This is a genomic window from Streptomyces sp. BBFR51 (assembly GCF_044591655.1).
In the GTDB taxonomy this organism is placed as follows: Bacteria; Actinomycetota; Actinomycetes; order Streptomycetales; family Streptomycetaceae; genus Streptomyces.
This window is the reverse complement of record NZ_CP172448.1, coordinates 4,662,683-4,683,903: the sequence shown is the minus strand read 5'-3', so window position 1 is coordinate 4,683,903 and position 21,221 is coordinate 4,662,683. Positions and strand designations below refer to the sequence as shown.

At 71.2% G+C, this 21,221-nt stretch carries 21 protein-coding genes and 1 pseudogene; 10 read left to right on the top strand and 12 right to left on the bottom strand.

The features are described 5' to 3' along the window. Window positions 1-5 precede the first annotated feature (5 nt). The 5 genes from folP (at window position 6) to ACGH7X_RS21430 (ending at window position 3,131) form a co-directional block, all read left to right on the top strand. Window positions 6-869: a dihydropteroate synthase gene (gene folP / locus ACGH7X_RS21450; RefSeq protein WP_399887015.1), complete on the top strand. Its 864-nt coding sequence runs from the start codon at window positions 6-8 to the stop codon at window positions 867-869. Beyond that, window positions 866-1,378, top strand: coding sequence for a nuclear transport factor 2 family protein (locus ACGH7X_RS21445; RefSeq protein WP_399887014.1), 513 nt, complete (start codon window positions 866-868; stop codon window positions 1,376-1,378). Before folP ends, ACGH7X_RS21445 begins: the two co-directional genes overlap by 4 nt. A 235-nt stretch (window positions 1,379-1,613) precedes the next feature. Next, the gene (gene folB / locus ACGH7X_RS21440) at window positions 1,614-1,973 is read left to right on the top strand and encodes a dihydroneopterin aldolase (RefSeq protein WP_217165965.1); all 360 of its coding nucleotides are present in this window, start codon (window positions 1,614-1,616) and stop codon (window positions 1,971-1,973) included. Continuing rightward, the gene (gene folK / locus ACGH7X_RS21435) at window positions 1,970-2,581 is read left to right on the top strand and encodes a 2-amino-4-hydroxy-6-hydroxymethyldihydropteridine diphosphokinase (RefSeq protein WP_399887013.1); all 612 of its coding nucleotides are present in this window, start codon (window positions 1,970-1,972) and stop codon (window positions 2,579-2,581) included. The genes folB and folK overlap by 4 nt, the downstream gene beginning before the upstream one ends. Before the next feature lie 61 nt (window positions 2,582-2,642). After that, window positions 2,643-3,131 (top strand): DUF3180 domain-containing protein, encoded by a 489-nt coding sequence (locus tag ACGH7X_RS21430; RefSeq protein ID WP_399887012.1) that lies wholly within the window; start codon window positions 2,643-2,645, stop codon window positions 3,129-3,131. A 13-nt stretch (window positions 3,132-3,144) separates the two neighbouring features. On the opposite strand, the gene folE is transcribed toward ACGH7X_RS21430, so the two are convergent. From folE to dacB, 6 genes are all read right to left on the bottom strand, one after another. After that, window positions 3,145-3,750 carry a GTP cyclohydrolase I FolE gene (gene folE / locus ACGH7X_RS21425; protein WP_399887011.1) on the bottom strand — a complete coding sequence of 202 codons (606 nt, stop codon included), beginning with the start codon at window positions 3,748-3,750 and terminating at the stop codon, window positions 3,145-3,147. Window positions 3,751-3,871: 121 nt separating this feature from the next. After that, complete coding sequence (gene ftsH / locus ACGH7X_RS21420) at window positions 3,872-5,911, bottom strand: ATP-dependent zinc metalloprotease FtsH (RefSeq protein WP_399887010.1); 2,040 nt, start codon at window positions 5,909-5,911, stop codon at window positions 3,872-3,874. Window positions 5,912-6,107: 196 nt separating this feature from the next. Next, window positions 6,108-6,668, bottom strand: coding sequence for a hypoxanthine phosphoribosyltransferase (hpt, locus tag ACGH7X_RS21415; RefSeq protein WP_059301661.1), 561 nt, complete (start codon window positions 6,666-6,668; stop codon window positions 6,108-6,110). A 27-nt stretch (window positions 6,669-6,695) separates the two neighbouring features. After that, window positions 6,696-7,751: a tRNA lysidine(34) synthetase TilS gene (gene tilS, locus ACGH7X_RS21410; protein WP_399887009.1), complete on the bottom strand. Its 1,056-nt coding sequence runs from the start codon at window positions 7,749-7,751 to the stop codon at window positions 6,696-6,698. A gap of 191 nt (window positions 7,752-7,942) precedes the next feature. Next, window positions 7,943-9,070, bottom strand: coding sequence for a zinc-dependent metalloprotease (locus ACGH7X_RS21405; protein ID WP_399887008.1), 1,128 nt, complete (start codon window positions 9,068-9,070; stop codon window positions 7,943-7,945). A 66-nt stretch (window positions 9,071-9,136) separates the two neighbouring features. Continuing rightward, window positions 9,137-10,726 carry a D-alanyl-D-alanine carboxypeptidase/D-alanyl-D-alanine-endopeptidase gene (dacB, locus tag ACGH7X_RS21400; protein ID WP_399887007.1) on the bottom strand — a complete coding sequence of 530 codons (1,590 nt, stop codon included), beginning with the start codon at window positions 10,724-10,726 and terminating at the stop codon, window positions 9,137-9,139. Window positions 10,727-10,805: 79 nt separating this feature from the next. Here dacB and ACGH7X_RS21395 point away from each other — a divergent pair, with 79 nt between their 5' ends. Together ACGH7X_RS21395 and ACGH7X_RS21390 are read left to right on the top strand one after the other, a co-directional pair. Continuing rightward, entirely contained in the window at window positions 10,806-11,297 is a 492-nt protein-coding gene (locus ACGH7X_RS21395; protein ID WP_007452023.1) for an inorganic diphosphatase, read from the top strand. Between the two features lie 112 nt (window positions 11,298-11,409). After that, window positions 11,410-13,119, top strand: a complete 1,710-nt coding sequence (locus ACGH7X_RS21390) for a threonine/serine exporter family protein (RefSeq protein ID WP_399887006.1) — start codon at window positions 11,410-11,412, stop codon at window positions 13,117-13,119. A 93-nt stretch (window positions 13,120-13,212) separates the two neighbouring features. Here ACGH7X_RS21390 and ACGH7X_RS21385 read toward each other — a convergent pair whose 3' ends face one another. Then, window positions 13,213-14,118, bottom strand: a complete 906-nt coding sequence (locus ACGH7X_RS21385; protein ID WP_399887005.1) for a DedA family protein — start codon at window positions 14,116-14,118, stop codon at window positions 13,213-13,215. Between the two features lie 134 nt (window positions 14,119-14,252). Here ACGH7X_RS21385 and ACGH7X_RS21380 point away from each other — a divergent pair, with 134 nt between their 5' ends. Next, window positions 14,253-14,618 (top strand): YbjQ family protein, encoded by a 366-nt coding sequence (locus tag ACGH7X_RS21380; protein WP_383286150.1) that lies wholly within the window; start codon window positions 14,253-14,255, stop codon window positions 14,616-14,618. 47 nt (window positions 14,619-14,665) lie between these two features. Here ACGH7X_RS21380 and ACGH7X_RS21375 read toward each other — a convergent pair whose 3' ends face one another. Then, window positions 14,666-15,427, bottom strand: coding sequence for a MerR family transcriptional regulator (locus ACGH7X_RS21375; protein WP_399887004.1), 762 nt, complete (start codon window positions 15,425-15,427; stop codon window positions 14,666-14,668). 99 nt (window positions 15,428-15,526) lie between these two features. Here ACGH7X_RS21375 and ACGH7X_RS21370 point away from each other — a divergent pair, with 99 nt between their 5' ends. Further along, complete coding sequence (locus ACGH7X_RS21370) at window positions 15,527-16,954, top strand: glutamate decarboxylase (RefSeq protein WP_399887003.1); 1,428 nt, start codon at window positions 15,527-15,529, stop codon at window positions 16,952-16,954. Window positions 16,955-17,099: 145 nt separating this feature from the next. Here the strand turns inward: ACGH7X_RS21370 and ACGH7X_RS21365 are convergent, their stop codons facing one another. Next, window positions 17,100-17,729: a TetR/AcrR family transcriptional regulator gene (locus tag ACGH7X_RS21365; protein WP_399887002.1), complete on the bottom strand. Its 630-nt coding sequence runs from the start codon at window positions 17,727-17,729 to the stop codon at window positions 17,100-17,102. Between the two features lie 70 nt (window positions 17,730-17,799). On the opposite strand from ACGH7X_RS21365, the gene ACGH7X_RS21360 reads away from it, so the two are divergent. Beyond that, a complete protein-coding gene (locus ACGH7X_RS21360) occupies window positions 17,800-18,672 on the top strand; it encodes a ketopantoate reductase family protein (RefSeq protein ID WP_399887001.1) in 873 nt (290 codons plus the stop codon). Between the two features lie 35 nt (window positions 18,673-18,707). Here ACGH7X_RS21360 and ACGH7X_RS21355 read toward each other — a convergent pair whose 3' ends face one another. From ACGH7X_RS21355 to ACGH7X_RS21345, 3 genes and pseudogenes are all read right to left on the bottom strand, one after another. Then, window positions 18,708-19,466: an ABC transporter permease gene (locus ACGH7X_RS21355; protein ID WP_399897213.1), complete on the bottom strand. Its 759-nt coding sequence runs from the start codon at window positions 19,464-19,466 to the stop codon at window positions 18,708-18,710. 35 nt (window positions 19,467-19,501) lie between these two features. Beyond that, a pseudogene (locus ACGH7X_RS21350) lies at window positions 19,502-20,442 on the bottom strand (ATP-binding cassette domain-containing protein). Between the two features lie 84 nt (window positions 20,443-20,526). Continuing rightward, window positions 20,527-21,168 (bottom strand): PadR family transcriptional regulator, encoded by a 642-nt coding sequence (locus ACGH7X_RS21345; protein WP_399887000.1) that lies wholly within the window; start codon window positions 21,166-21,168, stop codon window positions 20,527-20,529. Window positions 21,169-21,221 lie beyond the last annotated feature (53 nt).

Below are 21,221 nucleotides of genomic sequence, written 5' to 3'. Positions count from 1 at the left end.
AACACATGAGCAAGCAGACCGGCCGCCGCCGCCACCTCGCGGGACTGACCGCATGGGACCGCTGCGCGGTCATGGGGGTGGTCAACGTGACCCCCGACTCGTTCTCCGACGGCGGCCGCTTCTTCGACACCACGGCCGCCATCAAGCACGGCCTCGACCTGGTCGCCGAGGGCGCCGACCTGGTGGACGTCGGCGGCGAGTCCACCCGCCCGGGTGCGACCCGCGTCGACGAGGACGAGGAGCTCAGGCGCGTGGTCCCGGTCGTGCGCGGCCTGGCCTCCGAGGGCGTCACGGTCTCCGTCGACACCATGCGCGCCTCCGTCGCCGAGCAGGCCCTCGCCGCCGGCGCCGCCCTCGTCAACGACGTCAGCGGCGGCCTCGCCGACCCCCGGATGATCCCGGTCGTCGCCGACACCGGCGCCCCCTTCGTCGTCATGCACTGGCGCGGCCTCCTGGAGGGCGGCAACGTCAGGGGCGTCTACGACGACGTCGTCACCGAGGTGGCCGACGAACTGCACGCGCGCGTGGAGACGGTTCTGGAGGGCGGCATCGCACCCGACCGCGTGGTCGTCGACCCCGGCCTCGGCTTCTCCAAGGACGCCGAGCACGACCTCGTCCTCCTCGCCCACCTCGACCGTCTGCTGGGCCTCGGCCACCCCCTCCTGGTCGCCGCCTCCCGCAAACGCTTCCTCGGCCGGGTCCTGGCCGGCCCGGGGGCCTCCCCGCCCCCCGCGCGCGAGCGCGACGCGGCCACCGCCGCGGTCTCCGCGCTCGCGGCGCACGCCGGCGCGTGGGCGGTACGCGTGCACGAGGTGCGCGCCACGGCCGACGCCGTACGGGTCGCCCGCGCCGTCGAAGGAGCCCGGTGAACGCGCCGCACCTCGACGTCGAGCAGGTCGAGGCCGCCAACACCGCCTTCTACGAGGCGCTGGAGGAGGGCGATTTCGAGAAGGTCTCCGCGTTCTGGCTCACCCCGTCCGACCTGGGCGTCGACGAGTCGTACCACGACCCGGCCGACACCGGCGTGGTCTCCTGCGTGCACCCCGGCTGGCCGGTCCTCACCGGTCGCGGCGAGGTCCTGCGGTCCTACGCGCTGATCATGGCGAACACCGACTACATCCAGTTCTTCCTCACCGACGTGCACGTCTCCGTCACCGGCGACACCGCCCTGGTCACCTGCACCGAGAACATCCTCAGCGGCGGCCCCGCCCCCGACGGCGACGAGGAGCTGGGCCCGCTCGTCGGCCAGCTCGTGGTCGCCACCAACACGTTCCGGCGCACGCCCGCGGGCTGGAAGCTCTGGTCCCACCACGCCTCCCCCGTACTGGCGGAGACCGACGACACCGACGACGGGGACGTCGAGGACACACCTGACTGACCCGGCGTACCAAGAAGTGGTTGGAATCACGGACCGGCGGGTAAATGCGGCTACCAACCCGTGATCCACCGGGGCCGCCAGGGGAAACGCACGGTGAAACCTGCCGGTCCCCGTCCGGCTCCACACCCCCCGCGGCCCGGCACTGTCGGTGCCCGCGGGTAGATTCGACTGGGGCCGCCGTACCGCCCGCACGTGGTGCGACCGGCCGAGACCGACGACTGCAGGAGTGATTCGCGTGGATCGTGTCGCGCTGCGCGGCCTGAAGGCCCGCGGGCACCACGGTGTGTTCCCCAGGGAACGCGAGGACGGCCAGACCTTCCTCGTGGACATCGTCCTTGGCCTGGACACCCGACCGGCCGCGGCCGACGACGACCTGGCGAAGACCGTGCACTACGGCATCGTGGCCGAAGAGGTCGTGGCCGTCGTGGAGGGCGAGCCGGTGAACCTCGTCGAGACGCTGGCCGAGCACATCGCCCAGGTCTGTCTGAAGCACGAAGGGGTCGAGGAGGTCGAGGTCTGCGTCCACAAGCCGGACGCGCCGATCACCGTGCCCTTCGACGACGTGACCGTCACCATCATCCGGAGCCGTGTATGAGCGCCCCCTTCGCAGGCGGTCCCAGCGACCCGACCGTACAGCCCGTGCCCGCCTCCGTCATCGAGCAGGTCGACGCCGCGGACACCACCCTGTCCAACCCCAAGCGCGCCGTGATCGCCCTCGGCGCCAACCTCGGCAACCGGCTGGAGACCCTCCAGGGAGCCATCGACGCCCTGGAGGACACCCCGGGCGTACGCGTCAAAGGGGTCTCTCCGGTGTACGAGACGGAGCCGTGGGGCGTCGACCCCGGCAGCCAGCCGTCGTACTTCAACGCGGTCGTGGTCGTGAAGACCACCCTGCCCCCGTCGTCCCTGCTGGAGCGCGCGCACGCGGTCGAGGAGGCCTTCCACCGCGTCCGCGACGAGCACTGGGGCCCGCGCACCCTGGACGTCGACATCGTCGCCTACGCCGAGGTCGTCTCCGACGACCCGCAGCTCACCCTCCCCCACCCGCGGGCCCACGAGCGCGCCTTCGTGCTCGCCCCCTGGCTCGACGTGGACCCCGAGGCCGCCCTGCCCGGGCAGGGCTCTGTCGCCGACCTCCTGGAGTCCGTCACCCGCGCCGGTGTCGCGCCCCGCGCCGACCTGGAACTCCGGCTGCCCGAGTAGTCGTTAAGGTCGACGAGGTCAGGACGACCACGCAGGGGAACCGAAGGGACACCGGGACACCGTGAAAGAGCTGCGCATCAGGGTGCTGGCCGGCGTGTTCGTCGTCGCCGGGATCCTGTCCTGGGCCGGCGCCCGCCTGTGGAACTCGGTCGGGACCCTCCCGAGCGTCCCGCTGGCCGCGCCCGTCGTCCTCGCCCTGATCGCCGTGATCCTGCTGGCCACGGCCCTCTCGATCCGCGCCCGCCTGAAGGCCCAGCGGGAGCGCGTCCAGGGCGCCAAGGGCGTGGACCCGATGATGGCGGCCCGCGCGGTCGTCTTCGGGCAGGCCAGCGCTCTGGTGGCCGCCCTCGTCGCCGGGATGTACGGCGGCACGGGCGTCTTCCTGCTGGAGTACCTCGACATCCCCGCCCGCCGCGACCAGGCCATCTACGCCGGCTTCTCGGTCGTGGCGGGCATCGCCGTGATAGCGGCCGCCGTCTTCATGGAGCGGGTCTGCAAACTCCCGGAGGACGAGGACGACGACCACCCGGGCACCGCGTCGGCGACCTGAAGCGCGGCCGCCCTCAGCGCGCCATGATCAGGCTCATCGCCTCGTTGCGGGTGGCGACGTCGCGCAGCTGACCGCGCACGGCCGAGGTGAGGGTCTTCGCGCCGGGCTTGCGGATGCCCCGCATCGACATGCACATGTGCTCGCACTCGACCACGACGATCACCCCGCGCGGCTCGAGGATCTCCATCAGGGAGTCCGCGATCTGCGTGGTGAGACGTTCCTGCACCTGGGGGCGGCGCGCGTAGACGTCCACGAGACGGGCGAGCTTGGACAGACCGGTGATCTTGCCGTTGGCGGACGGGATGTAGCCGACGTGCGCCACACCCCGGAAGGGCACCAGATGGTGCTCGCAGGTCGAGAACACTTCGATGTCCTTCACCAGGACCATCTCGTCGTGTCCGAGGTCGAACGTGGTCGTCAGCACGTCCTCCGGCTGCTGCCACAGGCCGGCGAATATCTCCTTGTACGCCCGCGCCACGCGCGCCGGAGTCTCCCTCAGACCCTCGCGGTCCGGGTCCTCGCCGACCGCGATGAGCAGCTCGCGTACGGCGTTCTCGGCCCGCTTCTCGTCGAACTCGCCGATCTGGCCCTCGCCGTCCAACGTCACGGGGTCGGTCATGTGATGCCTCGTTCCTGATCCGTCCTGCGGTCGGCATACGGAAATGCCGCACCCCCCAAGGCTAAAACCTGGGGGGTGCGGCATACATTCCGGGCCTGGTGGGGCCGCCGGGAGGGCCGGGTCAGCTCTCCGGGCGGTCCTCCGGGGCTCGCTCCGGTGCCGGGGCGGGCTCCACCGTGGTGCTCTTGGCGGTGGAGATCGCCGCCGTCGCGCCGTTCGCTCCGTTCGTCAGTGCGAGCTCCTTGGGGGAGAGCACCGGCGGCCGGGTCGAGGGCGTACGGCGGGAGGAACCGGTCCAGGCGGGCCGGGCCGGGCGCTTGACGATCTGGGCGAAGACCTCGGCGATCTCCTCCTTGCCCAGCGTCTCCTTCTCCAGCAGCGCGAGAACGAGGTTGTCGAGGACGTCGCGGTTCTCGACCAGGATCTCCCAGGCCTCGTTGTGCGCCGTCTCGATGAGCTTCTTGACCTCTTCGTCGACCAGCGCGGCGACCTCTTCCGAGTAGTCGCGCTGGTGACCCATCTCACGCCCGAGGAAGGGCTCGCTGTTGTCGCCGCCGAACTTGATCGCGCCGAGGCGCTCGGTCATGCCGTACTGCGTGACCATCGCACGAGCGAGGCCGGTGGCCTTCTCGATGTCGTTGGCGGCGCCCGTCGTCGGGTCGTGGAAGACCAGTTCCTCGGCCGCGCGGCCGCCCAGCATGTAGGCGAGCTGGTCGAGCATCTCGTTGCGCGTGGTCGAGTACTTGTCCTCGTCCGGGAGCACCATCGTGTAGCCGAGGGCCCGGCCTCTGGACAGGATGGTGATCTTGTGGACCGGGTCGGAGTTCGGTGAGGCCGCCGCGACCAGGGCGTGTCCGCCCTCGTGGTACGCGGTGATCTTCTTCTCCTTGTCCGACATGATCCGGGTCCGCTTCTGCGGGCCCGCGACCACACGGTCGATCGCCTCGTCCAGCATGTGGTTGTCGACCAGCTTCTGGTTGCTGCGGGCCGTCAGCAGGGCGGCCTCGTTCAGCACGTTGGCCAGGTCGGCGCCGGTCATGCCGGGCGTACGGCGGGCGACGGCCGACAGGTCGACGTCGGGGGCGACCGGCTTGCCCTTCTGGTGGACCTTGAGGATCTCCAGACGGCCCTGCATGTCCGGGCGGTCGACGGCGATCTGGCGGTCGAAGCGGCCGGGGCGCAGCAGCGCCGGGTCGAGGATGTCGGGCCGGTTCGTCGCGGCGATGAGGATCACGCCGCCCTTGACGTCGAAGCCGTCCATCTCGACGAGCAGCTGGTTCAGGGTCTGCTCGCGCTCGTCGTGACCGCCGCCGAGGCCGGCGCCGCGGTGGCGGCCGACCGCGTCGATCTCGTCGACGAAGACGATGGCCGGGGCGTTCGCCTTGGCCTGCTCGAACAGGTCGCGCACTCGGGAGGCACCGACACCGACGAACATCTCGACGAAGTCGGAACCCGAGATCGAGTAGAACGGCACGCCCGCCTCGCCCGCGACAGCACGCGCGAGCAGGGTCTTGCCGGTGCCGGGCGGGCCGTACAGCAGCACGCCCTTGGGAATCTTGGCGCCGACGGCCTGGAACTTGGCCGGCTCCTGGAGGAACTCCTTGATCTCGTGGAGCTCCTCGACGGCCTCGTCGGAACCGGCGACGTCGGAGAACGTCGTCTTGGGGGTGTCCTTGGTGATGAGCTTGGCCTTGGACTTCCCGAAGTTCATGACCCGGGAGCCGCCGCCCTGCATCTGATTCATCAGGAACAGGAAGACGACGACGATCAGGACGAACGGGAGCAGGGAGAGCAGGATGCCCACGAAGGGGTTCTGCTTCGACGGCGACACCGTGTAGCCGTCGGGGATCTGCTTGTCCTGGTACTTGTTCTGCAGTGTGTTGGCGAGGGTCACACCCTGGTCGCCGATGTAGCTCGCCTGGATCTTCGAGCTGTCCTCGACCTTTGTGCCGTCCTTGAGCTGGACCTTGATGGTCTGCTCGTCGCCGGTGGTCAGCTTGGCCGACTCGACCTTGTTGTCGTTGATCGCCTGGACGACCTGGCCGGTGTCCACCGTCTTGTAGCCACCGGACGAGCCCACGACCTGCATCAACACGACCACGGCAAGGACGGCCAGCACGATCCACATGATTGGCCCACGGAAGTATCGCTTCACGTCCATCCACACGGAGCGGTGTCGCCCCGTCCCTCCTGCCATAGTGAGTTTGATAAGACAGTTCTTCTGACGGTACCCCAGCGCGGCGGCCGTCAGCCGCACGGGAGGGCTGGCGTCCCGTCTGCATGCTCCAACGGCGCGAGGGCCTCCGGGGTTCCCGGTCCGCCCGCCGAAACGCCGTGAAGCCCGTTACAGCGCCGCGTCAGCCGCCGTACACGTGGGGCGCGAGCGTACCGACGAACGGGAGGTTGCGGTATTTCTCGGCGTAGTCGAGGCCGTAGCCGACGACGAACTCGTTGGGAATGTCGAAGCCGACCCACTCCACGTCGATGGCGACCTTCGCGGCGTCGGGCTTGCGCAGCAGCGTGCACACCTTGAGGGAGGCCGGCTCCCGCGAGCCGAGGTTGGAGATCAGCCAGGACAGGGTCAGTCCGGAGTCGATGATGTCCTCGACGATCAGGACGTGCCTACCCTTGATGTCGGTGTCGAGGTCCTTGAGGATCCGCACCACGCCGGAGGACTGGGTGCCCGCGCCGTACGAGGACACCGCCATCCAGTCCATCGTGACGGGGGTGGACAGCGACCGGGCGAGGTCGGCCATGACCATCACCGCGCCCTTGAGGACGCCGACGATGAGCAGGTCCTTGCCCGCGTACTCCGCGTCGATCTTCGCGGCCAGCTCTGCCAGCTTCGCGTCGATCTCTTCCTTGGTGATGAGTACCTTCTCGAGGTCGGCACCCATGTCGTTCGCGTCCACCCGCATCACTTTCGGTCGTCCCACCGGCCGGATTCAGCCTTGCCGAATCACCAGTCTGCCACCCTGCCGCTGGGCGACGACTTTGCCGGGGAGGTTGATGGCCCCCTGGCCGCGCCAGCCGGTGATCAGCCGGTCGACTTCCTCGATGTGACGGGCGAACAGCGCGCCGGCGGGGGCACCGGCCTCGATGGCGGCGCGGCGCAGGATCCGGCGGCGTACGGCGGGCGGCAGGGCGTAGAGCTTGGCGCACTCCAGTACGCCGGTGGCGTCGCGGACGGCGGCCTCGGCCTGGCGGGCCCAGGTGTCGAGGGCGTCGGCGTCGTCCCGGGAGAGTTGGGCCGTACGGGCGAGGGCCTCGACGACGCCCTTGCCGAGGGCCTTCTCCAGGGCGGGCAGGCCCTCGTGGCGCAGCCGGGAACGGGTGTAGGCGGGGTCGGCGTTGTGCGGGTCGTCCCAGACGGGGAGGGACTGGACCATGCAGGCCTTGCGGGCGGTCTGCCGGTCGACCTGGAGGAAGGGGCGCCGGTAACGGCCGTCGGCCCCCGAGACCGCGGCCATGCCCGACAGGGAGCGGATGCCGGAGCCGCGGGCGAGGCCCAGCAGGACGGTCTCGGCCTGGTCGTCGCGGGTGTGGCCGAGCAGGACGGCGGCGGCCCCGTGGCGGGCGGCGGCGGCGTCCAGGGCGGCGTAGCGTGCGTCGCGGGCGGCGGCTTCGGGACCTCCCGCGCGGCCGACGCTCACGGCGGTGGCCTCGACGGGGTCCAGGCCGAGTTCGCGCAGGCGCAGGACGACGTCTTCGGCGCGCAGGTCCGAGCCGTTCTGCAGGCCGTGGTCGACGGTGACGCCGCCGGCCCGGATGCCGAGGCGGGGGGCCTCGAAGGCGAGGGCGGAGGCGAGCGCCATCGAGTCGGCGCCGCCCGAGCACGCCACGAGCACGAGCGGTGACGGCGGTCGCCCGGGCGTTCGTTCGGCGGCCGTCGCGGCGGGGACGCCGGCCGTGGTGCTCGGTTCGGTGATTTCGGAGAGGACGTCGTGGAGGACGCGGCGGACCGCCAGGCGTATCGCCGCGACCGCAGGATGGGGACCCATGTCCGGTGCCCTTCATGAAGTTTTCGGGGATGAGCCCGAGGTTCGGTCACGCAGAGTGTGTAGATGGTGACAGAAACGGGCCGTTCCCCGAGCATCGCACGCCTGTCGAAGGCTCACGGTCCCTCGGACGGGTGATTGGAGGGTCGTTCGCCTGCCGTCGGCCGGAATCGTTCACGCCCCGCCCGCGGGGCTCACGACTCCGGCTTGCGGTGCACCCGCGCGATCCAGTCCGCCGGTTTGGCGATCTCCGACTTGGTGGGGAGGGTGTTGGGCGAGGTCCAGACACGGTTGAAGCCGTCCATGCCGCACTCCTCGACGACGGCGCGCACGAAGCGTTCGCCGTCCCGGTACTGGCGGAGCTTGGCGTCCAGGCCGAGCAGCTTGCGCAGCGCCATGTCGAGGCGGGAGGCGCCCTTGGCGCGGCGCTGCTGGAACTTCTCGCGGATCTCCCCCACGCTCGGCACGACCTCCGGGCCCACCCCGTCCATCACGAAGTCGGCGTGCCCCTCCAGGAGGGACATCACGGCGGTGAGGCGGCCGAGAACCTCCCGTTGGGCCGGGGTCTGCACCAGCTCCACCAGCGACCGGCCGCCGTCGTCCTCCTCCGCCTCGGGGCGGCCCCCGGCGAGGGTCTGGGCGGCCTCGCGGACCCGCTCGAGGACGGTCATGGGGTCGACGTCGGTCTCCGCGAGGAACGACTGGATTTCGCCCTCGAGGTGGTCGCGCAGCCAGGGCACGGCGGTGAACTGCGTGCGGTGGGTCTCCTCGTGCAGGGTCACCCACAGGCGGAAGTCGTGTGGTTCGACGTCGAGTTCCCGTTCGACGTGCACGATGTTCGGTGCGACCAGCAGCAGCCGGCCGCCGCCGTTCGCGCCCGCGGGCAGTTCGCGACTGGCCGGGGCGAACGTCTCGTACTGGCCGAGGACGCGGGAGGACAGGAACGACAGCAGCATGCCCAGCTCCACGCCGGTGACCTTGCCGCCGACGGCGCCGAGGACCGCGTTGCCCGCGCCGCCGCCGCGTCGCTCCTGCATCTTCTCCAGCAGGGGCTTGAGGATCTCCCGGAATCCGGCGACGTTCGCCCGGACCCATCCCGGGCGGTCGACGACGAGGACGGGGGTGTCGTGGATCTCGTCGGTGGCCATACGGGTGAAGGCCCGGACGTGTTCCTCCGAGACCTTGGCATGGCGGCGGAGCTCCGCGACGACGGCCCTGGCCTCGTCGCGGCTCACCTCGGGGCCCGGCCGTACGAGCCGGGTCGCGGTCGCCACCGCGAGGTTCCAGTCGACCATGCCGGAATTTGCGCCGATGCTCGTCATGCGTCAACGGTACGGGAGCGCTGCCGCTTGGGGCAGGCTGTGCGGGCGCCGTCGGCGCCGTCGGGGCTATGCGCAGCCGCAGGACGCGAGGCTCGTCGCCGCCCGGTCCAGGGCCGCCTGGGCCGCCCACGCGTCCGTCGTCGCGGAGGCCAGGAAGGCGAAGCCCAGGAGGCGGCCGTCGGTGGTGACCACCGTGCCGGCGAGGGTGTTCACGCCCGTCAGGGTGCCCGTCTTGGCGCGTACGAGGCCGGCTGCTCCGTCCGTGTAACGGCTGGTCAGCGTGCCGGTGAAGCCGCCGACCGGGAGGCCGGTGAGCACCGTGCGCAGCTGCGGCCCGGCCGGGTCGGCCGCCTTGGCCAGCAGGGCGGTGAGCAGTTCGGCGGAGACGAGGTCCTCGCGGTCCAGGCCGCTTCCGTCGTGGAACCGTGCGCCGCGCACCGGAAGGCCGAGCTGCTTCAGCCGGGCCGCGACGGCCGCGCCCGCCCCGTCGAAGTCGGCGGGCTTGCCGGTCGCCAGGGCGGTGTGGCGGGCCAGGGCCTCGGCGAGGTCGTTGTCGCTGTTGGTCAGCATCCGCTCGACCAGGGCCGACAGCGGGGGCGAGGAGACCTTGGCGAGGGTGTCGGCGCGGTTGGTGGCCTTGGAGGGGCCGGGGGCCGAGGCGGTGATGCCGTGCTGCTCGAGGAAGCCGGCGAAGGTGCGGGCGGCGTCGGCGGCCGGGTCTTCAGCGCGCGGGGCGGGGCCGCTGGCGGAGTCGTCGGTGCGGGCCTCGTCGGCCATCAGCGCGGTGACGCGGGCGAGGTTCTCGTTGACCCCGATCGGGTGCATTTCCGTACCGGAGTAGAGCGTCGTGTCGTAGGACAGCGTCACCTTGCGCACGTCCCGCTTCTTCAGGGCCGCGGCGGTCTTCTCGGCGAGGGTGCGCAGGCTCGCGAGGCCGCGGGCGTCCTTGCGCGCGGTGAGGGTGGGGTCGCCGCCGCCGACCAGGACGAGTTCGCCGGTGTCGGCCTCCAGGGCGGTGCGGGTGGTGAGGCGGTGGTCGGGGCCGAGGGCGGTGAGGGCGGCGACGGCGGTGGCGATCTTCGTGGTGGAGGCGGGGGTGAGGGGGACGTCGGCGCCCAGGCCGTAGAGGCGTTTGCCGGTGGTGAGGTCGACGACGGCCGCCGCGCGGCGCTCGCCGAGCGCGGGGTCGTCCTCCAGCAGGGGCCCGAGGAGGTCCGCGAGGGCCGTGCCTCCGGGCGCCGCCTTGACACCGCCGGGCGCGGAGTCGCCGCCGAGGCCGGCCAGTACGGCTCCCGCGCTGGGCGCGGGGCGGGGTCCGGAGGCCCCGGGTCCACGGCCGTGATCTGTGCCACCCGTGTGCTCCAGGGCGACGGCCCGGTCCCGCTCGGCCGTACGCTGACCCGTGGAGTCCCAGGGGCCGGCGGCGGTCACCACACCGGCGGCGAGCGCCAGCCCGGCGGTGGCGGCACCGGCGGTGTACTGCCAGGTCTTCGGCCTCGTGATCCGGGCGAGCCGCGGCGTCGTGGCCCGTGCGAACCGCGCGACCCGCGGTCCGGCGGCCCGGGCGACGCGTGCCAGACGGGGACGTACGGCGCCCGCGGCCCGCACCACGTGCGGTCTCACGGTCCGCCATGGCCTCAGCTCTGGCACTATCACCAGCCCCTTTCGCGATCACCCACCTGCGTGAGGGACACTTAACCACCAGAACTATGTGCTGATCATGGAGGAGCGTCCGGTGGAGTTCGACGTCACGATCGAGATCCCGAAGGGTTCGCGGAACAAGTACGAGGTGGACCACGAGACCGGTCGTATCCGCCTGGACCGCCGACTGTTCACCTCGACCGCCTACCCGACCGACTACGGCTTCGTCGAGAACACCCTCGGCGAGGACGGTGACCCGCTGGACGCGCTGGTCATCCTGGACGAGCCGACCTTCCCGGGCTGCCTCATCCGCTGCCGCGCGATCGGCATGTTCCGGATGACCGACGAGGCCGGCGGCGACGACAAGCTGCTGTGCGTGCCGTCGACCGACCCGCGCGTGGAGCACCTGCGGGACATCCACCACGTGTCGGAGTTCGACCGCCTGGAGATCCAGCACTTCTTCGAGGTCTACAAGGACCTGGAGCCCGGCAAGTCCGTCGAGGGCGCCGACTGGGTGGGCCGCACCGACGCCGAGGCCGAGATCGAGCGGTCGTACAAGCGCTTCAAGGACCAGGGCGGCCACTGATCAGGCGCCCCTCCCGTAACGGGCCGCACGCACACGCGTGCGGCCCGTTCGCGTTTGGTTGCGCATACTGAGGGCTACAGGAGGGTGTGTTCGAACCAGGGAGAGTCGCGAGGTGACGGAGGCGGAGGACCGCAAGCCGCAGACGGACGAGGCCCGCAGTGCCTTCCGGCAGCCCAGTGGGCTCGCGGCACCGGCCGAGGGCGAGTCGTCGACGACATCCGAATTCGAGATCCCGCAGGGGCTCACCGTCGCGCCGCAGGCGGACACGGAGTCCGAGACGACCTCGGAGTTCTCGCTGCCCGACGGGCTGGAGGCGCCGTCCCCCGCCCCCGCGGACGCCGAGGGCTCGGCCTTCACCCTGCCGAGCACGCACAGCGCCTGGACCGCCCCGGCCGCCTTCACCCCGGCGAGCGGCTTCCCGGCGGTGAACCTGACGGACGTGCCCTGGCAGGACCGGATGCGCGCCATGCTGCGGATGCCGGTGGCCGACCGGCCCGCTCCCGAGCCGTCGCAGAAGCACGACGACGAGACGGGCCCCGCCGTACCGCGCGTGCTCGACCTGACGCTGCGTATCGGGGAGCTGCTGCTGGCGGGCGGTGAGGGCGCCGAGGACGTGGAGGCGGCGATGTTCGCCGTCTGCCGGTCCTACGGCCTGGACCGCTGCGAGCCCAACGTCACGTTCACCCTGCTGTCGATCTCCTACCAGCCGTCCCTGGTCGACGACCCGGTGACGGCGTCGCGCACGGTACGCCGCCGGGGCACCGACTACACGCGGCTCGCGGCCGTCTTCCACCTGGTCGACGACCTCAGCGACCCCGACACGAGCATCTCCCTGGAGGAGGCCTACAGGCGCCTCGCGGAGATGCGCCGCAACCGGCACCCGTACCCCACATGGGTGCTGACCACGGCGAGCGGACTGCTCGCGGGCGGCGCCTCGCTGCTCGTCGGCGGTGACGTGGTCGTGTTCTTCGCGGCGATGATCGGCGCGATGCTCGGTGACCGGCTGGCGTGGCTGTGCGCGGGGCGCGGGCTGCCGGAGTTCTACCAGTTCGCGGTGGCCGCGATGCCGCCGGCCGCGATCGGTATCGCGCTGACGCTGACGCACGTCGAGGTGAAGGCGTCCGCGGTCATCACCGGTGGCCTGTTCGCGCTGCTGCCGGGGCGTGCCCTGGTCGCGGGGGTGCAGGACGGTCTGACCGGCTTCTACATCACCGCCGCCGCGCGCCTGCTGGAGGTCATGTACTTCTTCGTCAGCATCGTCGGCGGGGTGCTGATCGTGCTGTACTTCGGCGTCCAGCTGGGCGCCAAGCTCAATCCGGATGCGGCGCTGGGCTCGGGCGACGATCCGATCGTGCAGATCTTCGCCTCGATGCTCCTGTCGCTGGCCTTCGCGATCCTGCTCCAGCAGGAACGATCCACCGTCCTCGCGGTGACACTGAACGGCGGCGTCGCCTGGTGCGTGTACGGCGCCATGCACAACGTGGGCGACATCTCACCGGTGGCCTCCACGGCCGCGGCGGCGGGGCTCGTGGGCCTGTTCGGGCAGCTGATGTCCCGGTACCGGTTCGCGTCGGCCCTGCCCTACACGACCGCGGCGATCGGTCCGCTGCTGCCCGGTTCGGCGACGTACTTCGGGCTGCTGGCGATCGCGCAGAGCGAGGTCGACGAGGGACTGCTGTCGCTGTCCAAGGCGGTGGCGCTGGCGATGGCCATCGCGATCGGGGTCAACCTGGGCGGGGAGATCTCGCGGCTGTTCCTGAAGGTGCCCGGCGCGGCGAGTGCGGCGGGGCGCCGGGCGGCGAAGCGGACGCGAGGTTTCTAGGGCGGGGCGCCTACGAGCTTGGACGGTTCTGTCCGTCGGCGGCTGCGAGCACGTTGTGGCTGGTCGCGCAGGTCCCCGCGCCCCTGGTGGGTTTCAGTACCCCTGGTTGTTTGGGTACTGCCCGCCCTGCTGGTCGCCGTAGGGCTGCTGACCGTAGCCCTGCGGGTACTGCTGGGCGTAGGGCTGCTGCTGCTCGCCGTAGGACTCGTTGCCGTAGGACTGGTTGCCGTGGGACTGGTTGCCGTAGCCCTGGTCGTACTGCTGCTGCGGCTGGTCGTACGGGTCCACGCGGCGGAGCTGGGTGGTGGCGTCGTCCATGGGCTGGTACGGGTACTCGGGCTGCCCGGCCGCCGCAGGGACGGGCTCGGCCGCGGCGGCGCGCTTCTTCTTCTTGCGTTCCCGCAGGTACTCGATGGCGATCGGGACGACGGAGACCAGGACGATCAGGACGAGGATGGCCTCGACGTGGGTCCGGATGAGCTCGATCTGGCCGAGCCAGTAGCCCGCGAGGGTGACGCCGGTGCCCCAGGCGACACCGCCGATGACGTTGTACGTGAGGAAGGTGCGGTACTTCATGCGGCCGGCGCCCGCCACGATGGGCGCGAAGGTGCGCACGATCGGGACGAAGCGGGCCAGGACGATCGCCTTGGGGCCGTACTTGTCCATGAACTCGTGTGCCTTCTCCAAATTCTCCTGTTTGAAGAGCTTGGAGTTGGGGCGGCTGAAGAGCCTGGGACCGAAGAACTTGCCGATCATGTAACCGACTTGGTCACCGAGGACGGCGGCGGCCACGATCAGGGTGCACACCAGCCACAGCGGCTGGCTGATGTACTGCCCCTGGGCGACGAAGAGGCCCGCGGTGAACAGCAGCGAGTCGCCGGGCAGGAAGGCGAAGAGTCCGGACTCGGCGAAGACGATGAGCAGGATGCCCGGCAGACTGAACGTCTCGATCAGATAGTCCGGGCTGATCCACTCGGGACCGAGCGCAAGGGTGGTCACGGGATTGTGGCTCCTGCTGCTGGGGGAGGCGGGCTGGACCTGGCTGCCCAAACGTACAACGCAGCCGTGGCACCCCAGGTTCCACCGGGCTTCTCGGGGTGCACTGTGACGTTCCCCGGGGAAACCTGTGAACCATGGGTATTGAAGAATACGGCGGCGGCCAGGGTCCGCAGCCCGAGGTGCTCGTGGTGACCACGAACGACCTGCCGGGCCACCGGGTGCAGGAGGTGCTGGGGGAGGTCTTCGGGCTGACCGTGCGTTCCCGGCACCTGGGGAGCCAGATCGGTGCCGGGCTGAAGTCGCTGGTCGGCGGTGAGCTGCGCGGTCTCACCAAGACACTGGTGGAGACGCGCAACCAGGCGATGGAGCGGCTCGTCGAGCAGGCACGCGCGCGTGGTGCCAACGCGGTGCTGGCGTTCCGCTTCGACGTGACGGAGGCGGCGGACGTGGGCACCGAGGTGTGCGCGTACGGGACGGCGGTGGTCGTGGCCCGGGAGTGAGACCCAGGAGCGAGACCCGGGCGTGAGACCCGGGCCACGACCACCGTTCAGGGGGTGTGCCGGACGGCGTTCGCGAGGATCGCGTCGCGCATGTAGGCGGCGAGGCCCGGCTTGGCCGCGTCGATGTTTCGCGTGAAACGTTCGTCCGATACGTACATCTCGCCCAGGCAGGTGTGCATCTCGTACCCGCAGTCGTAGTGATTGCGGGCGATCCCCTGCCGGTGTTCCTCGGCGGCGTCCATGGCCCCCTCGGATTCGGCGGGCTCACCCGCGTCCATCAGGGCGACGAAGCGCCGGGTCAGCTCGGCGGCCTCGTCCTGGATGCGCTGCCAGTCCTCCTTGGTGTACGAGGCGGTCTTCTCCTTCGACTGGCGGTAGGCGTCGGTGTCGCCCCAGCGTTCCTGGACCTCCCCCTCGTACTGGTCGGGGTCGAAGTCGCCGAAGACCTCGAACTTCTCCTCGGGCGTGAGGTTGATGCCCATGCTGCGTGCCTCCATGGCCTGCTCCACGGCCGCCGCCATCTTCTGCAGCTTCTCGATCCGGGCGGACAGCAGCTCGTGCTGGCGGCGCAGGTGCGCGCGCGGGTCCGCGGCCGGGTCGTCGAGCAGCGCGGCGACCTCCTCGAGCGGGAAGCCCAGCTCCCGGTAGAACAGGATCTGCTGCAGCCGGTCGAGGTCGGCGTCGCTGTAGCGCCGGTGGCCCGCGTGGCTGCGTTCGCTCGGTACGAGCAGGCCGATGTCGTCGTAGTGGTGCAGGGTGCGCACCGTCACTCCGGCGAAGCCGGCCACCTGTCCCACGGAGTAGCTCACTTCCGCTCCTTTCTCTGACGCCCTCCACGCTGCCGCCTCACGTGACGTGAGGTGCAAGCCCGGATGCGGGGTCCGGGGCCCGGACCTACCGTCGGTTGCATGTCACTGCACCAGGGTCCCCGCCCGCCCCACGACAACGATCGGGACCGGCGCCGGCTCGCCGTGAACCCCTTCCACGCGGCGGCGAACCCGCTCGGCGGCATGACCGAGGCCCCGCCCTCCCACCGGCTGCCCGACTCCCCGCTGCCGCCGGAGAGCGCGTACCGGCTGGTCCACGACGAGCTGATGCTGGACGGCAACGCGCGGCTGAACCTGGCCACCTTCGTCACCACCTGGATGGAGCCGCAGGCCGGGGTGCTGATGAGCGAGTGCCGCGACAAGAACATGATCGACAAGGACGAGTACCCGCGCACCGCCGAGCTGGAGCGGCGCTGCGTGGCGATGCTCGCCGACCTGTGGCACGCGCCGGACCCGGAGGCGGCCGTGGGCTGCTCGACGACGGGGTCGAGCGAGGCGTGCATGCTGGCCGGGATGGCGCTGAAGCGGCGCTGGGCGCTGCGCAGCGCCGACCGCTATCCGTCGAAGGACGTACGGCCCAACCTCGTCATGGGCGTGAACGTGCAGGTCTGCTGGGAGAAGTTCTGCAACTTCTGGGAGGTGGAGGCCCGCCAGGTCCCGATGGAGGGCGACCGCTTCCACCTGGACCCGCAGGCCGCCGCCGAGCTGTGCGACGAGAACACCATCGGGGTCGTCGGCATCCTGGGCTCCACCTTCGACGGCTCCTACGAGCCGATCGCCGAGCTGTGCGCCGCCCTCGACGCACTCCAGGAGCGGACCGGACTCGACATCCCGGTACACGTCGACGGGGCCTCCGGCGGCATGGTCGCGCCCTTCCTGGACGAGGACCTGGTGTGGGACTTCCGGCTGCCCCGCGTCGCCTCGATCAACACCTCGGGGCACAAGTACGGGCTGGTCTACCCCGGGGTCGGCTGGGCGTTGTGGCGGGACGCGGACGCCCTCCCCGAGGAGCTGGTGTTCCGGGTCAACTACCTGGGCGGCGACATGCCGACCTTCGCGCTGAACTTCTCCCGGCCGGGCGCGCAGGTGGTCGCGCAGTACTACACGTTCCTGCGGCTGGGCCGCGAGGGCTACCGGGCCGTGCAGCAGTCCGCGCGGGACATCGCGGGCTCCCTCGCCGGGCGGGTGGCGGCGCTCGGCGACTTCCGGCTGCTGACACACGGCGACCAGTTGCCGGTGTTCGCCTTCACGACGGCCGACGACGTGAGGGCGTACGACGTCTTCGACGTGTCCCGGCGGCTGCGGGAGGGCGGCTGGCTGGTACCGGCGTACACCTTCCCGCCACACCGCGAGGACCTGTCGGTACTGAGGGTGGTGTGCCGCAACGGCTTCTCGACCGACATGGCCGACCTGCTGCTGGCCGATCTGGAGCGCCTGCTCCCGGAACTGCGCCGCCAGTCGGGCCCGCTGACCCGGGACAAGGGCGCGGCGACCGGGTTCCACCACTGACGGCTCCGCCGGCGGGTTCCGTCGAGGACTTCGAGGCAGCTGCCGACCTGGTCGTTGCTGTAGGAGGACTTGCGCCACCCCGCTGCGGATTCCTTGGGTGCCAGGGCCACGTACCCGCACCGTGTGCGGGGACCGACCCGAGTTGTCAGGTCCCCGTCGGTGGTGCGCTCATCGCTGCCGTCAGGAACGTGATCGCCCAGTGCCGGGCTGCCTTGCCCGCCACCTGGGACTGGCAGGCCGGGGAGGGCTGCTGGTAGACCTCGACGCGGTCCACCGCCGTCACGGCGAGGATCCCCCGCATCCGGAACCGCAGCTCCTCCGGGGAAAGGCCGGGCAGTGCGCGCCCGAAGGCCGCCAGGTAGCGCTCACGGACCGTGTCCTCGGCCGGACCGGTCCAGCTGCGCACCTCCTCGGCCGGGTCGCTGAGGATCGTCACGATCAGCCGGGATGTCCGGGCACCGCCCTCGTCACCGGCCGGCATCTCGTCGAACAGCGGCCCCGTGAATGCCTCCACCAGTTCGGTGACCGCAGGGTCCGGGGTGCTGGCGAGCAGTCGGTCGAGCCCGGCGCACTGCGCGGCGTTGATGGGCTCGATCACGCGGCGGGCGACCGCGGCCAGGAGTTCTGCCTTCGAGCCGAAGTGGTACCCGACGGCGGCCAGGTTCGCTCCGGCGAGGTCGGTGATCGCGCGGACCGAGGTGCCGCGGTAACCGCGCTCGGCGAAGAGGCGTTCGGCCGCGTCGAGGATCTGGGTGCGGGTGTCAGGTGGCGCCATACCTGCGTACGCTACAGACGTTCAATTGAAACGAACGTTTGACTGAAACGAACGTACAAAGGGGATGGTCATGAAACTGCTCGTATACGGCGCCGGGGTGCTCGGCAGCCTGTTCTCCGCCCGCCTGCATGAGGCCGGGCACGACGTCTCGCTCCTCGCCCGGGGCAAGCGCCTGGCCGCCCTGCGCCGGCACGGCGTGCAGCTCGCCGAGGAGGACAGCCCGGCCGTCAGGCGGGTGCCGGTGCCGGTGGTCGAGCATCCGGCCGGCGGGTACGACCTGATCGCGGTCTTCGTCCGCACCCATCAGGTGGACGCGGTGCTGGAGTCACTCGCTGGTCTCGAAGGCGACGTGCTGTTCCTGCTCAACTGGGCGGCCGGCGCGGAGCCGCTGGGCGCGGTGATCGGCCCCGAGCGGGTGCTGCTCGGCTTCGGCACGGCCGGCGGCACGATGGACGGCGACGTGGTCCGCTACCGCGCTCCAAACTTCATGACCCGCCGGATCGCGACGCCGATCGGCGAACCCGACGGCCGGACCACCCCGCGACTGGAACGGATCGTGGCGGCGTTCCGGACCACCGGGATCAACGCCAGGGCCGAGCCGAAGATGGATGCCTGGCTCAAGACGCACGCCGCGTTCGAGGTCCCGCTCGGGCAGGCGGTGCACACGGCGGGCGGCCCGGTGGCGCTGGCCGACGATCCGGACGCGGTCCGCGGCATGCTCCGCCTCATGCGGCAGAACCTGGCCGCCATGCCGACGCCGCCGGTCCCTCGCGGGTTCGCCGCGTTGCAGACCCTGCCGGAAGGACTGCTCGTGGCCACGCTGCGGCGCTTCCTGCGAAGCCCGACGGCCGTACACAGCGGACTCAGCGACGCCTCGCCCGCGACGGTGGCCGAACTCGCGCGGCTGGCCGAACAGATCCGCGCCCATACGCAAGTCCGGTAGGCGACAGGCGGCTGCGCCTCCTCGGCCGACCTGCCCTAGCGGCTCAGCCGCGCGAACCTCCCCACCGCCAGCGGGAAGAACACCGCGAGCAGCGCCAGCGGCCAGGCGACGGCTGCCCAGAGATGCCCGGACTCGCCGCCGGGGCCGCCGAAGAGGTCGCGGACGGCCGTGGCGGTCTGGGACATCGGGTTCCACTCGACGACCGTGCCCAGCCAGCCGGGCATGGAGTCGGGCGTGGCGAAGGCGTTGGAGAGGAAGCCGACCGGCCAGACCAGGATCTGCACCGCCTGCACCAGTTCGGGCTTGCCCGCCACCATGGCCAGGAAGATGCCGATCCACAGCATGGCGAAACGGAAGAGCAGGAGCAGGCCCACCGCGCCCAGGAAGGCGCCCGGACCGCCGTGGGCCCGCCAGCCGAGCGCGTACCCGACCGCGATCAGCACCGTGAGGCCGAGCGCCGACTGGAGCATGTCGGCGGCGGAACGGCCCACCAGGACCGCGCCGTTGGTCATCGGCAGGGAGCGGAAGCGGTCGACGACGCCCTTGTCGAGGTCCCGGGTGACGGCGATCATGGTGCCCTCCAGGCCGAAGGCCATGGTGAGGGCCAGCATCCCGGGGACCAGGTAGTCGACGTACTCGCCGCTCACGCCCCGGCCGCCGCCGACCAGGTAGCCGAACATCAGCAGCAGCATGACCGGGAAGACCAGGCCGACGACGACCGCGACCGGCTGCCGTCCCCAGCGGGCCAGCTCCCGGCGGGTCATGGTCCACGAGTCGGTCAGGGCGTACGTCATGGGCTTCGGGACGGTGCCCGTGCTCGCGCCGGTACTCACACGGCCTCCTTGGTGCGGTCGGTGAGGTGCAGGAACACCTCGTCCAGGGTCGGGCGGCGCAGGGCCACGTCCTCCGCCTCGAGACCGGCCTCCTCCAGCGCCCGTACGACGCCGGAGAGCGCGGCCATGCGGTCGGTGACGGGGGCGCTGAGCAGCCGGCGGTCGGGGTCCACGCGGACGCCGGTGAGCGGCAGCAGGGCCACCGCGGCGCCCAGTTGGCCGGCGTCGCGCAGGACGACGTCGACGCGGTCGCCGCCGGTGGCGGCCTTCAGCTCGTCCGCCGTGCCGTCGGCGACGACCCGGCCGGCGTCGACGACCGAGATGCGGTCGGCGAGCTGGTCGGCCTCCTCCAGGTACTGGGTGGTGAGCAGGACCGTCGTACCGCCGCCGACCAGGGAGCGGACCGAGTCCCACACCTCGGCGCGGCCGCGCGGGTCGAGGCCCGTGGTCGGCTCGTCCAGGAAGAGGACCTCCGGTTCGGTGATGAGGGACGCGGCCAGGTCGAGGCGGCGCCGCATGCCTCCGCTGTAGGCGCTGACCGGCTTGCGTCCGGTGTCGGTGAGGTCGAAGCGCGCGAGCAGTTCGTCGGCACGCGCGCGTGCCCGTCGGGTGCCCAGGTGGTGCAGGCGGCCGAACGTCTCCAGGTTCTGCCGGCCGCCCAGTCCTCGTCGAGCGCCGCGTGCTGGCCGAGCAGGCCGATGCGCAGCCGTACCGCGTACGCCTCGGCGACGACGTCGTGCCCGGCCACCTCGATGCGGCCGGCGTCGGGCCGCAGCAGGGTGGACAGGACCCGGACGAGGGTCGTCTTGCCGGCGCCGTTCGGGCCCAGCACGCCGTGCACCGTGCCGCGGGCGACCGTGAGGTCGAGTCCGTCCAGCGCGTTCTTGCTGCCGCACCTCTTGCGTGCACCTTCGACGGTGATCGCCGCGTCGGCCACTGTCACTCTCCTCGCCAGGCATTGCTAGCCAAATTTGACTACTGGCTCGAAGGTAACGCGCTTCCCTCGATAGGTCAAACTTGATTAGCGGGCGTCCCCGTAGTGCGGCCGCCCCGCCGCGAACGGGTTCTCCTCGCCCTCCGCCAGCACCCCGACGAACGGCTCGCCCTCGCCGGCGAACGTGTATGCGCCGCCCCTGATGCGTTCGATGAGACCGCGGGTCCACTCGGCGCCGGAGTCGGCCGAGTGGACCCAGAAGTTCATGATCTCGCCGATGTGCCCGTACTGGCCGGGCCCCTCCGCGGGCATGTAGTACTCGGTGACGGAGGCGCGCCACTCCTCGATCTTCCGTACCCGTTCCTCAAGGAGCGCCAGGGCCTCCTCGCGCGGAAGGTCGACCATGAAGCCGAGCGCCGCGGTGAGCACGTCCGGCCGCTGGTCGTAGGCGGTGAGGTAGGCGCGCAGCAGGGTGAGGTACTCCTCGGTGCCCCGCTCGGTGACCTCGTACTCCACGCGCGGCGGCCCGCCCGCCGTGGACGGCGCGATCTCGTGCGCGAGCAGCAGGCCCTGCTTCGCCATCTGCTTGAGGGCGTGGTAGATCGAGCCGGGCTTGGCGTTGGACCACTCGTGCGCGCCCCAGTACTCCAGGTCGTTGCGCACCTGGTAGCCGTGGGCCCGCCCGTGCTGGCGGACGGCGCCGAGCACGAGGAGACGGATCGCTGACATGGGGTCCAGATTAGGCGGGCGCCGCCTCTTCCCTCGCCACCAGGTCCCAGGCC